Below are 12,394 nucleotides of genomic sequence, written 5' to 3'. Positions count from 1 at the left end.
ATCACGAAAGCTTCCCAAGCTTCAGTTACGGGTTCGATTCCCGTTACCCGCTCCAAGATTGCGTCAGACAGATTTGCAAAAACCCAATCCAAGAAACGATACGGACAATGATCTGTGCGCCGGGCAGCCAAGTGCAGCTTCACTACGTCACTGCGCTCCGTTTCGATATGACCAAAGCGACTTCGTTTCAGGAAAGAACGCACGGCAGTATTCATAGCACTCTTGGTAGGCCGCGATAATTTCGGCATCCAAAGCATGATCCTCGGCCATCTCGCCGCTCGTCTTGTTTATGTAGACCTGAGCCATCTTTTGCCGCTCAGGTACCCCGCAAAACTCTGACAGCCGCGCTATCTCCGAGGACTGAAACATAGTTTCGTAGATGCCGATATAGGTGTGTTCGCGGCCGAAGACCTTGAGTGCGTTGGGAATTGTCTCATGGTAAGATGTGCGCAGCCGACAGTCTTCAGTTCGATAATATTGCTGCAACGCAGCGAGAAAATCAGTCTCACCAAGTGGAATTCCCTCATTGTAGTTCTTCTTGCGCAGGTTGAAACGCACTGCGCTCTTGATGCGATCCAATGGGTCCCGGATGAGAATGACTGCGCGTGTCTCAACCCCCCTTTTCGCAAACTCGTCCTTGATAAACCACAGCCGCTCAACGCCCAGTCCACTGTACGATGGTGTGATATCAGCAGTTAATTTCGCGCCGTCTCGAAGAAGGCCTTCGAAGTAGTCAAAGTACCGACGAGTATCTTTTTGCATGCGATACCGCTGGGCTTTCTTGCCGCCTGACAGAATGTCGATACGCCGCCCTATGAAATGCCGCATCGGCAGAATGTCAGTGGCATCCCAAATGTGATATTCTTTTGCAAACCCGCCTACAAAAATGTCAGCCCCTTCCAAATAGCGATAGAGCCATGTGGTCCCGGATTTCTGAGCTCCCAACCCCAAAAGGAAAACGGGCCGTTTGCCGTTTAGGTTGTCAGTGGGCATAGGCAATTCCTTGCTCGGGAGCGGATCAGCGACATGCCGCAGATGACATCTGACAGCGCAAATTGGTATTTTCCCGGTGAAAGCATCTTGGCCTCATTCAAACATCTCGTAGTCCTGCGCATAAAGCCGCTCTATGATGTTGCGATCCTCAGGGGTGACAGCCATAGCCAATGAGTTATGCGCATTGGTTCGACCCTCGGATCTGGTTGCGACACCTTGGCAGGTGCCGAAGATCGTCTCCATCACGCTTGGCAATTCATCGTCCAAACGCTCAATTCGAGCAATGAAGTTGAATTTCTTCCCGCCATATGCAACCATCTCTGCCTGCGGAAGCCAGTGCAAGTCCTTGTGCAATAGGCCTTCTTCCAAACGCCGCAAGAGCTGTGAAAATGAAATCGGCTGTCCTGGATTGGCCGGATCGGCTAGATCTTATCGGTCTTGAAATTTTACCGTGTGCGCTTTGTCGCGCCATGCCGACAACACCCGCGATACCGGATCACGCACAAACGTAAATCGAAAGCTGGCATCAAACTGTTTGACAGTGGGAAGCCCGCCCAGTGCCTTCTTGGCCAAAGCGCCTTTCTCATCACCTTTCACAGCGTCCGGCCCAAGGATATGAACAGCCAAGGTGCGAGAAATCGTCGAGTTCGCTGCTTTTGGCACTCGTTGATAGGTGAAATTATGGTCATGCGAATAAATGAATCGGTTCGCTATGTTCTTGCGCAAATGGCGGGGCGCATCCTTGAGAAGCGGGTGTCTGGTGATGCTAAGAGAAGACAGAAAGCTATCCAGTTTGAACATCATACCATTACCAATCCATGAAAATCTGTTCTCATGTGTCCTAGATTGCAGGATCAAAAGCAAACGTAAATCCAAAAGTCAGTGCGGAGTTCGCTGATCCATCGTCAGTTGAAAAACGAACGGTTTTGGGACGGCTGGTGAAACTTTGACGAGATTGCGGTCAGTTGACAGTGCTGAGCAAAAACGATCCAAAGATGATGCAGGGCAAACAAGGGGCACAGCGTGACGGCACACCAAGAAGACGAAGCGCACGCATCGCAAGAAACGCGCAAATCGGCGCTGAGACCTTGGAAAACTGGCTCCCGCGCAGCTGTCTGGTCTATCTGACCGACACGCGCTATCTGCCTCTTACGTTGACGTCGGTCTTGACCGCAGCGCGCAGCATCCCCGCATCGATGGATGTCATTATATATCTCGACGAAGTCCCACAGAATATCAGCAAAGAGGCCGCGACGTTTCTGATTGATTGGGGTATCAAAGCCAGTCTGCGTGATTTTGACATTGGTGCGCTGTTCCAGAATACATCGCGCATTCCGCTGTGGCGCGACGGGATTTCGCGTGCCGGATTTGCCAGACTAGGGTTATGTGGCGCCCCCGAAGGCTACGACACCCACATTATTCTGGACGGTGACACGCTTGTCGGGGGTGATTTGCGAGAGCTCGCATCAACAAGGCCAGCTGGAATTGCTGCCGTATCTTCGGGCCATCCCGAAACCAGCTGGAGCTATCTATATAAGGACCGCGCAATGCCCGTTGCACGCGATTATTTCAATGCCGGCCTCATGGTATTGAATGCTGACATGTGGCGACGCGAAGCCATCGAAGACCGCTGCATGGCGCTGGCCAATGACCACTCTCTTGACGCAAAACTCCACCGTCCGATGCGAGACCAAGAAATCTTAAACATTGTCTTTGGAGACACTTTTCAGCGTTTGAATGACAACTGGAATTTCAAGAGAGAACGGTCATGGGATTACTCCATGGACATGCCGTTGATCGCCCATTTTGCAGGAAAGGCGCACCCTTGGGATCCACGTGACATGAGGGCCCTGCCCGTCTTCAGGCAAATATATAGTGAAGCTTTCAGCAGGATGCCCAAGGCAATGCAGCCTGCCATCGACACGCTTATGCTGACCGACAAAAATCTGAAAAGCGCCGTGCGGTTCAAGCCAGCACTCGGTCGCTGGAATCCCAGGCACCGTATCGCTTGGAATCCAGCACAAGAACCGCTGCTCTCTCATTGGGGGTCATTATTGCCATGGAACCGATAATCGCCCAAGAGAGAGTTACTTCGCCAGGCCCAAGATGAAAGCGTGAATTGTCAATGCCGCTGCACCGCATAAACAACAAAGTCATTCTTTTTGTCCACATCCCGAAGACGGGTGGATCGACGATGGAAACGTGGCTCGAAAATCTGGGGCCCCGGGCATTGAAATACCCAGGCAAATACGCGGGCCTTCTGACTGCTCCCCAGCATTTTCATGCCGCGCTGATTGAAAGAATTATTCCAGAGGATTTCTATGACGATGCGTTCTGCATTGTACGTGATCCTCTGGAGCGATTGACGAGCGAGTATCGATGGGCCTTTCGAAAGCGCCAGACCGCCCCACTGCGGGGTTTTCGCTACTGGCGCGACAAAGACGTCGAAGCGGCGCGCACGCGGCATTTTGCAAAGTGGGTCCGACAGCAGATAGCAAAAACTGCAAAGGATCCACTGACACGCGGCAATCACATACGGCCGCAGTCCGACTTCACCGGTGTTTCAAAATGCCGAACTTACCGTTTTGAAACGGGTTTTGATAACATCATTGCAGATCTCGCTGATCGGTGGAAAGTCCCAAGACCTGATGTTGTCCCCCATTCCAATGCGACTGAGCACCAAGCGCTACGAATAGATACCGGGACGCGGAAACTGATTGACCGGTTTTACGCGGTAGATTTTGAAACGCTCAATTATCCGACAGCGATGGCGCGGACCTCAATGGCATAGAGCGACGACAACTCCAACTGCCTCGCGGAACAGACCAGAACCGAAGTGAGCCTAAAACAGAAACATCCCCGAAATACCGGCAACGCCGATCGTGAAGCTCAGCGGCAGCACCGCGTTGGCCATCAGGTGCCAATTGCTATCCTCTGAGCCAAAATATTTCCGGATCTGGACGAAAATCAGTGTGCTTGTGAAGAATACCGCGAAATAGACCAGCAGCGCATAAAACGCATTCTCGAACGGAATAAACAACACCGTCCCGGTCATCAGCTTCACAGCACCTGCACCCATCCCGCCAATCGCAAACATCCCAAGTCCGAACGCAAAGACACTGACCGCCAGAACCATTTGCCAAATCAGCACAGAGCGATCCTCCGCCATGACAAAAATGATGGCGAACAGGACGAACGGGAGCGCAGACAACCAATTGGGGATCCGGCCGGTGCGGATTTCCAGCAGAAACGCCGCGGCCAGCAGAACGGCCATAGCGTAGGGGGCGTATTGCGCAATCATTTCAGCGGTCCTTTTTTATCGCTCATTGCGTTATGCCAAAGCGCCCGCCTTATGACACCCCGTATTTTTGCAAAAAGCCAACAAGTGCGGCAGTTGAGCCATCTTTGCCATCCGTGCCTGTTGCGCCTTCGACGACAGGTTGCAACGCGGTGGCCAGTTCCTTGCCCAATTCCACACCCCATTGGTCGTAGGAATTCAGCCCCAAGATCACCCCTTCCACAAAGACGCGGTGTTCATAAAGGGCGATAATCTGGCCAAGGACTTCGGGGGTCAACTGTGGATAAGCCAGCGTGACCGATGGCCTGTTGCCATTGAAAACACGGTGGCGGGCCTGGCGTTCCAATTCATCGCCTGCAAACTTATCGGCGATCTTGCCACGGGCCTCATCTAGGGTGCGGCCCCGCATCAATGCCTCGGATTGCGCCAGACAATTGGCGACCAGAAGCTGGTGCTGATGATGCAGCGCGTCCTCATGGCCACGGGCCGCAACAAGGAATTCACAAGGAACCACGCGTGTGCCTTGGTGGATCAACTGATAGAATGCGTGCTGGCCATTGGTGCCCGGCTCACCCCAGACAACCGGACCACTGTGCATGGTCAAATCCGTGCCATCCATCGCCACACCCTTGCCGTTGCTTTCCATCTCAAGCTGTTGAAGATAGGCCGGTAACCGCATGAGAAGATTGTCATAAGGCAAAACCGCGCGGCTCGCATAACCGCAAATCTGATTGTGCCAAATCCCCACGAGAGCCAGCATCACCGGCAGGTTTCCCTGCCAATCAGCCGCTTGAAAATGCCGGTCCATTGCCTGCCCACCACGCAAGAACGCGCGGAAGGCATTACCGCCCACGGCAATCATCACTGACAGCCCGATTGGACCCCACATAGAATAGCGCCCGCCGACCCAATCCTCGAAACCAAAGACCCGGGATGGATCAATGCCAAAGGCGGCTGTCTTGTCTGCGGCCGTCGAAAGCGCGGCGAATTGGGCGCCTGTGTCCTTCACGGCCTCGCCCATCCATGCCTGAGCGGTGCGCGCATTGGTCATGGTTTCAATCGTCGTGAATGTCTTCGAAGCGACAATCACCAAGGTCGTTGTCGGATCACAGCCACGCAAGACGCTTGCCACGTCTGCCGGATCGACGTTGCTGACAAAATGACACCTTGGGCCGTCATGGTAGGGCGCAAGGGCAAGCGCGGCCATTGCCGGACCCAGATCAGAGCCGCCGATGCCGATGTTCACGACATCGGTGATCTTTCCGCCCTGCCCCGCAAACGCGCCTGATCTTACATCACCTGCGAAACGCTCCATCCGTGACAAAGTTGTAAGCACCTCTGGCATGACGTCCTGACCGCCTGTTGCAATCGGCCCGCCATCAAGATTGCGCAAGGCGGTATGCAGCACCGCACGGCCTTCGGTTTCATTGATCGGCTGCCCCGAAAACATCGCGTCCCGTTTGCCTGCCAGATCAACCACATCGAGCAATGCCAGCAAAAGTCCACGGCCTTCTGCATCGATATTGGTCTTGGCGTAATCGAGACGCATATCACCGGTCTGGGCCATAAAATCTGCGGCGCGCGCGTCGTCAACCATATCCGAAAAGCGGCGATCCGCGACTTTTGCGTGATGCGCCTTGAGTTTCTCCCACATGGTTTATCGCTCCGCCCAGTGAATGATTGAACCACTCAAGACAGCCGCGACGGGCGCCTCCCTTGGCGACAACTGCCGCGCCTTTTCAAGCGCTTCACGCTTTTGCGTGCCGATAATGACGATGTGGCGGCTCATCGCCGATTTAAGGACATTCGCCGATAGGGTGATCCGGGGCTCCGGTGCGCCGGGCGCACGGATGGCGACAAGCGTATCCTTGCCATGAAGGGCAAGCTCCAACTGGTCCGCACCAGGGAAGATTGACGCCGTGTGCATGTCGGTGCCCATGCCCAAGAGCACCACCGAAATCGGCAGGCTTTCGCCAAGATTGGCTGCAAGTTCCGGCAGTTTGTCTTCCGGTGCGGTCGCATCCGCATAAAGCGGCACATATTGCGCCTTGGCCGCGTTGTTGACCAGCAAGCGTTCGCGCAAAAGCCGCGTGTTTGATCGCTCAGAGCTTTCCGGCACCCATCGTTCATCCGTCAGCATCACGCGGACCCGTGACCAATCGAGATCAACGGCGCAAAGGCTATCAAAAATTGGCCCCGGCGTGGTGCCGCCGGGCACCGCGAGCGAAGCGAAGTCGTTGCCCAGAAGGCTGTTCTCAAGCTCACTGGCCAATGTATTGGCCAGATCCATCATCATCATTTCAGCGTCTGGGTATTCGACGATCTTCATGGAGATATTCCTTTTATACCGACATAAATAAAGGGCCGTTACCCTTTGATATCACGCCATTTACGGCCATCACGGCGCATCAACATCATCGCATCCTCCGGCCCCGCTGATCCCGCATCATAGAGCTTGGGGACGTCATTGCGCGCCTCCCAGCCCGTAATGAGCGGATCAGTCCACGCCCATGCGGCCTCGACTTCATCACCGCGCATAAAGAGCGTCTGATTGCCACGGATCACGTCCATGATAAGCCGCTCATAGGCGTCTGTCACTTCCTCGGCGTCATCGCCCAATGCATCGGCGAATGACATGTCCAAAGGCACGTCAATAAGGCGCATCCCACCCGGTCCGGGTTCCTTGATGGTGACTTGCAGGTCCATCCCCTCGTTGGGTTGGAGCCGGATCGCGAGAATATTGCGGTGGCGCGCTTCGTCACCCTCAAAGATTGTGTGGCCGAGGTCTTTGAATACGACCGCAATCTCAGAGGCGCGGGCTTTCATCCGCTTGCCCGTGCGCAGATAAAACGGCACGCCGGCCCATCGCCAGTTGTTGATATGGCAGCGCATCGCGATAAAGCTTTCGGTAAAGCTGCGCAGGTCCTCTGCATCATCACGGTAGCTGGGTCCATCAGGGCCTTTTTCATATTGACCGCGCACGATATGATGTTGGTCAATGCCTTGCAGTGCCTTGATAACTTTTAGCTTTTCATCACGCACAGCATCAGCTTCAAATTGTCCCGGAGGCTCCATCGCGATCAGGCACAAAAGCTGCATCAGGTGGTTCTGAACCATGTCGCGCATCGCCCCGGAGCGGTCATAATATGCCCCCCGCCCACCAACGCCTACGGTTTCGGCAACAGTGATCTGGATGTGGTCGACATAGTGGTTGTTCCATAGCGGCTCAAACAAGACATTGCCGAAACGCACAGCCATCAGGTTTTGCACCGTCTCTTTGCCCAAGTAGTGGTCAATCCGGTAGATCTGGCTTTCGTCGAAATGCGCGGCAAGGGTTTTGTTCAATTCGCGCGCTGACTCCAAATCACGGCCAAACGGTTTTTCGACGACGATCCGGCTCTTGGCATTGGCGATCTTATTGGTGTGCAACCGCTCCGCCAGTGAGCCAAACAAGGAAGGTGCGACCGAGAAATAGAATGCCTGTACGACGTCTTGACGCACCAATGCGGCCAACTTCTGCCAGCCACCTTCGCCCATCGCATCAATCGCGACGTAGTCGATACTGGCAAGAAATGCCGCCAACCCTTTGGCATTCTTCTTTTCAGGACCGCCAAATTCAGCGACAGCACCCGCGATCATCTCACGGTAAGCCGCACTGTCCAGATCAGAGCGCGCGGCGCCGATGATCCGCGACCCTTCGGGCATTTGCCCTGACAGAAACCGCCGGAACAGGCCCGGCAGGATTTTCCGGCGAGCCAAATCACCGGTGCCACCAAAAATAACGAGATCGAATGTATCGACCGGAATGACTCGAGAGACCATATGCTGCACCCCCTCTGGGTAGATCGTTAGCGCTAACGCCGCATCCCTACATCGCCTGAATTCACAAGTCTAGATACGGATCGGCTTATGCCTCGAGTTCTGCATCCCAATAGAGGAAATCCATCCAGCTTTCATGCAGATGGTTTGGCGGAAATTTGCGCCCCACATTGTGCAATTGCGCGGCCACCGGACGCCGCGGAGGTTTGCGCAATGACATTCCGCATTGCTTGAGCGACCGAGACCCTTTGCGCAGGTTGCACGGGCTACAGGCGGCCACGACATTCTTCCAACTGGTGATCCCGCCACTGGCGCGCGGCACGACGTGGTCGAACGTCAAATCGCCTTTGGCGCCGCAATACTGACAGCAGAATTCGTCACGCAAAAAGAGGTTGAAGCGTGTGAAAGCGACGCTTGATTGCGGTTTGACGTAGTCTTTCAGCACAACAACCGACGGGATCTTAATGATCGTGGACGGGCTGCGCACGACTTCATCGTATTCGCTCACGATTTCAACGCGGTCCAGCCACGCGGCCTTCACAGCTTCCTGCCAAGGCCAGAGCGACAAAGGATAATAGGATAACGGCCGGTAATCGGCGTTCAGCACCAATGCTGGAAACTGCTTGAGCGCCCCGGGTTTGCGGACAAAATCAGTGCGAAAATTCGATGGCGTCATTGCTCTCATCCCAGACTGGCCGGCGCAGGAACATACAAAACGGATAGTCCCGCACTCTTCTTTAGCTTGACTATATATGGCGTCAGAATTGTGACAACCCCACTACATGCGGCAAAATTGTGCGGACGGCGCAGGGGCCCTTCGGTAATTTGGCCGCCTGCGCGTATATTGAGGTTCAATCGGCCTCGCCAATGGATTCTCGCCTTGATATCGCCAGACAAGACTGTTCATTTTGCGATAATCGTTAGTAATCAGCGCGATTTTTCGCTATAGTTTCCGAAATGATAACAACACATTCCCAATTTGGCCTTATTTGGGAACAAAACTTGCCAGATGCCCTCATAAAATGACACATATGAAGCGTGGGTTTTGGTGTTGTTACGTTTGCCAGTGTGATCCGTTAGGTCAAAGGATGTTGTTATGAGTGTTAAAGAGATCAACCGCGTTTTGGAGACCTGCCTGAAAGACAAAGGCAGCTATGTGGGGTTGGTTCACAGCCTCTTTGAACTGGGATGTTCTGACCAATTGATAAAAGCAATTGTCGTCGGCGCCATGGGTCAGGGTCTCAAGGACCGCGTCCAACCTCTCATCGACATGGTCCGCACCTACGAGAGCCTGTCATCCTCTGAACAGATCGATCTGCTATATTCCATCGTTGAGAAGCGCGACGCGCAGGCACAGAGCGAAGCACTCGACAAGAAAATGTCGGCCTAAGACCACCACTCACGGGCTCGCTCTTGTCGGTTCAGGCGGATCTGGGAAATTCAGGCCCGGTCGCCCGTTCGATCCGCCACGACATATCACGCGTGTTGCCACAGCGTTTGCAGACGAAATCCTTCGCGGCCACCTCAAGCGGCAGATGGGCATGGAAGCGCGCGTAGACGACATGGGTCGCCACCCAATAAGATTTGTGGCACGCGGGGCATGTCACGACCAGCACATCCCGCCCGGTCAGGTGATGGACCCTGACTGCGAACTTAAATCCAAGCGTAACCGGTTCATATGGCATGACCCTATGCTACAGCATATGTTCCCATAATGTTCCACAACAAACGGAGCTTCCCTCCCTCCAAATGTGTGCTTTGCAAAGCGCAGCCTTCGCCCTAGGCTTTGGGCGTTGAATGCGAGGAACATGAGATGAACCAAACAGTTGGTGTAATTGGACTGGGCGCAATGGGTGCGGCCTTAGCTGCAGCGCAAATCAAGGCTGGTCACCACACTGTCGTTTGGAACAGAACGGTGCAAAAAGCAGAGGCTCTTGCCGCAATAGGGGCATCCATCGCCAAAACCCCGGCGGCGCTCATGGCGCGATCACGGGTCATCCTTGTCTGTGTTGACCGCTGCGAGACTGCGGAAGCAGCCCTGAGAGACGTGTGGCAGACAGATGCGCTTGTCAGGCATGTTGTGGTCCAATTGGGGACAACGACCCCGGTAGAGGCGCGGCGCTTTGCAGGCAAGGTTGAGGCCGCTGGTGGCGCGGCATTGGACGGCGCGATCATGTTCTATCCAGATAAGGTCGGTGTTGACGGCAATGAACCGCTCTTGGTCGGCGGCAGTCAGGACGGGTTTGAAATTGCAAAACCATTTTTGCAGCAAATCTCTTCCAACCTTGTGGACTTGGGTGACAACGTCGCGGCCGCCGCTGCCTTGGATCTGGGATTACTCACCACCAGCGTCTCACTTTATGCGGGCGTTGCCCACGCCGCGCGTTTGTGTGAGGCCGAAGGCGCCGATGTCGGCCTGCTCGCCAATCTGTGCGGTCATGGTCCGCGCGCCCAAGAGCGCTTTGAAATCATTGCAAAAGCTGCATTCCCGCTGGGTAGCCTTCATGATGGTGGATCGATGGCGGTTTGGGCAGACGTGGCACGGAATATCCATCAACACGCCACAGACGCCGGCATCAATGCCGACCTGCCAGCGTTTCTCAATTCGCTTTACCGACGCGCGGTCAACGCAGGCCTCGGAGGCGAGGATGTTGCCGCATTGGTGAAAACCCTGCGGGCTTAACCAAGCCCCAACCGGTCACGCATAAAGGCCAAAGCCACCGACAAACCATCAGGTGCAATGCCGTGACCCGTGCCCTTCATGAAATGAGCATAGACCTCCTTCCACCCTGCCCCTTGCAGCGCTTCGGCCGCCTGCGGCAAGGATTGTGGTGGGACCACATCATCGGCATCCCCGTGAATAAGCAGCACCGGCGGGCGGCTCTGCGCCTCATCGGCAAGCAATTCAGGCTCCATCAGCCGACCGGAGAAGGCGACGATGCCTGCGATTTCGTCTTCACGACGTGGCACGACATGCAGCGCCATCATTGTACCTTGCGAAAATCCCAGCACCATCACCTGCTCGGGCAACAGGTCTTCGTCTACCATCACCCCATCGAGAAACGCATCCAAGTCGGCGGCGGCCCGGCCAAACCCGGCCATGCTCTCCTCTTCGCTTGATCCATCAATCCAAGGTAACGGAAACCACTGTCGCCCCATCGGCGCGCCGAGGCATTCTTCGGGCGCGTCGGGCGAAACAAACAGCGTATCAGGCATGTGTTCACCCAATGGATCGGCCAGCCCGATCAAATCAGCCGCATTCGCGCCGTAGCCATGCAGAAACACCACGCAAGACCGTGTTTCGCCAGAAACCGGCTCGCGCCGCTGTGCATCCAATGCCCGTGTCATCGCATACCTTCCCGTTGTCTGCTGTTCTTGTAGTAGGCCCACAGGATGCGCGCTGCAACCGATCGCCACGGCGACCACGCCAAAGACATCCCGCGGAGGTCTCTTTCACTTGGCCGCGCGGGCAATTCAAAAAGCTGTCTGGCCGCCTCTTGCAGAGCCAGATCACCGGGCGCGAAGACATCCGCGCGCGCGAGCGAAAACATCACGTAAATTTCCGCCGTCCAGGGACCAATGCCGGACACTGCCGTGAGCGTCCTGACAACGTCGCTTGCCGATTTGGCGTGCAGGGCGTCATAATCGATCTCTGCGCAGGCCAATGCGTGGGCATATCGCACCTTTTGACCACTCAAACCAAGTGCGCGAAGGTCATCTTCGCGCGCGCAAGCGACCCGTTCCGGCACCGTCATACCTGCGTTCAGCAATCGTCCCCAGATCGCATTGGCCGACGCAACACTCACCTGCTGGCTAACAATCGCGCTCAGGAGTTCCGCAAACCCATCCGGTTTCAAGCGCAAGGGCAATGGCGGCATGTCTCGCATGGCGACCGCAAACCGGGGCTGTTGCTGGCAAAGCCACTCCGCCCCTTCGGCGACACAAGCATCCGATAAGATCCGCCGCTCATTCAAAGCGCTGCAACCCAACCAAGGGCGTCATCAATCGTTGAAACTGTCTCCCAATTCCCCTGTGCGGGACGTGCAATCATCAACACAGGAATATGCAACTCACGGGCAGCGGTCAGTTTGGTCCGGCTGGGCGCACCACCTGCGTTCTTGACCACCAACCAATCAACGCTCAGCGCGCTGAAAAGCGCCACTTCATCGGCAACCGAAAACGGCGGTCGCCCCACCAAAAAACGCCCGCCCGGAAAAGGAAACGGTCCATCCGGCGGGTCAATCTGGCGACAAATCACGTGACACCCTTGCAGGTTTGCAAACC

Annotated in this window: 14 protein-coding genes and 1 pseudogene; 4 read left to right on the top strand and 11 right to left on the bottom strand. The window is 55.3% G+C overall.

Annotated elements, in window-relative coordinates; translation table 11 throughout:
- Positions 1-147: 147 nt before the first annotated feature.
- Entirely contained in the window at positions 148-951 is an 804-nt protein-coding gene (locus ACFDSS_RS10270) for a sulfotransferase domain-containing protein (protein ID WP_375255653.1), read from the bottom strand.
- 135 nt (positions 952-1,086) lie between these two features.
- A pseudogene (locus ACFDSS_RS10265) lies at positions 1,087-1,794 on the bottom strand (sulfotransferase family 2 domain-containing protein).
- Between the two features lie 170 nt (positions 1,795-1,964).
- Between ACFDSS_RS10265 and ACFDSS_RS10260 the strand changes: the two are divergent.
- Complete coding sequence (locus ACFDSS_RS10260) at positions 1,965-3,065, top strand: glycosyltransferase family 8 protein (protein WP_375255652.1); 1,101 nt, start codon at positions 1,965-1,967, stop codon at positions 3,063-3,065.
- 53 nt (positions 3,066-3,118) lie between these two features.
- Complete coding sequence (locus tag ACFDSS_RS10255) at positions 3,119-3,784, top strand: sulfotransferase family 2 domain-containing protein (protein WP_375255651.1); 666 nt, start codon at positions 3,119-3,121, stop codon at positions 3,782-3,784.
- 51 nt (positions 3,785-3,835) lie between these two features.
- Here ACFDSS_RS10255 and ACFDSS_RS10250 read toward each other — a convergent pair whose 3' ends face one another.
- The 5 genes from ACFDSS_RS10250 to ACFDSS_RS10230 all read right to left on the bottom strand — a co-directional run bounded on the left by ACFDSS_RS10250 (position 3,836) and on the right by ACFDSS_RS10230 (position 8,786).
- A complete protein-coding gene (locus ACFDSS_RS10250; RefSeq protein ID WP_375255650.1) occupies positions 3,836-4,294 on the bottom strand; it encodes a prepilin peptidase in 459 nt (152 codons plus the stop codon).
- A 49-nt stretch (positions 4,295-4,343) separates the two neighbouring features.
- Positions 4,344-5,945 carry a glucose-6-phosphate isomerase gene (gene pgi / locus ACFDSS_RS10245; RefSeq protein ID WP_375255649.1) on the bottom strand — a complete coding sequence of 534 codons (1,602 nt, stop codon included), beginning with the start codon at positions 5,943-5,945 and terminating at the stop codon, positions 4,344-4,346.
- A 3-nt stretch (positions 5,946-5,948) separates the two neighbouring features.
- Positions 5,949-6,620, bottom strand: coding sequence for a 6-phosphogluconolactonase (gene pgl, locus ACFDSS_RS10240; RefSeq protein ID WP_375255648.1), 672 nt, complete (start codon positions 6,618-6,620; stop codon positions 5,949-5,951).
- Between the two features lie 38 nt (positions 6,621-6,658).
- Positions 6,659-8,113 carry a glucose-6-phosphate dehydrogenase gene (gene zwf / locus ACFDSS_RS10235; RefSeq protein ID WP_375255647.1) on the bottom strand — a complete coding sequence of 485 codons (1,455 nt, stop codon included), beginning with the start codon at positions 8,111-8,113 and terminating at the stop codon, positions 6,659-6,661.
- 85 nt (positions 8,114-8,198) lie between these two features.
- Positions 8,199-8,786: an HNH endonuclease gene (locus tag ACFDSS_RS10230; protein WP_375255646.1), complete on the bottom strand. Its 588-nt coding sequence runs from the start codon at positions 8,784-8,786 to the stop codon at positions 8,199-8,201.
- A 420-nt stretch (positions 8,787-9,206) separates the two neighbouring features.
- Here ACFDSS_RS10230 and ACFDSS_RS10225 point away from each other — a divergent pair, with 420 nt between their 5' ends.
- On the top strand, positions 9,207-9,500 hold the full coding sequence (locus ACFDSS_RS10225; protein WP_375255645.1) for a hypothetical protein: 294 nt from the start codon (positions 9,207-9,209) through the stop codon (positions 9,498-9,500).
- A 31-nt stretch (positions 9,501-9,531) separates the two neighbouring features.
- On the opposite strand, the gene ACFDSS_RS10220 is transcribed toward ACFDSS_RS10225, so the two are convergent.
- Entirely contained in the window at positions 9,532-9,795 is a 264-nt protein-coding gene (locus tag ACFDSS_RS10220; RefSeq protein ID WP_375255644.1) for a hypothetical protein, read from the bottom strand.
- 128 nt (positions 9,796-9,923) lie between these two features.
- On the opposite strand from ACFDSS_RS10220, the gene ACFDSS_RS10215 reads away from it, so the two are divergent.
- Positions 9,924-10,793, top strand: coding sequence for an NAD(P)-binding domain-containing protein (locus ACFDSS_RS10215; RefSeq protein ID WP_375255643.1), 870 nt, complete (start codon positions 9,924-9,926; stop codon positions 10,791-10,793).
- On the opposite strand, the gene ACFDSS_RS10210 is transcribed toward ACFDSS_RS10215, so the two are convergent.
- From ACFDSS_RS10210 to ACFDSS_RS10200, 3 genes are all read right to left on the bottom strand, one after another.
- On the bottom strand, positions 10,790-11,458 hold the full coding sequence (locus ACFDSS_RS10210; RefSeq protein ID WP_375255642.1) for an alpha/beta hydrolase: 669 nt from the start codon (positions 11,456-11,458) through the stop codon (positions 10,790-10,792). The two genes, ACFDSS_RS10215 and ACFDSS_RS10210, sit on opposite strands and share 4 nt — an antisense overlap.
- Positions 11,455-11,997, bottom strand: coding sequence for a DNA-3-methyladenine glycosylase family protein (locus ACFDSS_RS10205; RefSeq protein WP_375255641.1), 543 nt, complete (start codon positions 11,995-11,997; stop codon positions 11,455-11,457). The genes ACFDSS_RS10210 and ACFDSS_RS10205 overlap by 4 nt, the downstream gene beginning before the upstream one ends.
- A gap of 83 nt (positions 11,998-12,080) precedes the next feature.
- On the bottom strand, positions 12,081-12,394 hold a 314-nt coding region (locus tag ACFDSS_RS10200; protein WP_375255640.1), incomplete at its 5' end, for a precorrin-6A/cobalt-precorrin-6A reductase.

The organism is Yoonia sp. (assembly GCF_042093035.1).
Taxonomy (GTDB): Bacteria; Pseudomonadota; Alphaproteobacteria; order Rhodobacterales; family Rhodobacteraceae; genus Yoonia.
The sequence above is the reverse complement of the archived record's forward strand: the minus strand, read 5'-3'. Positions and strand labels throughout refer to the sequence as shown.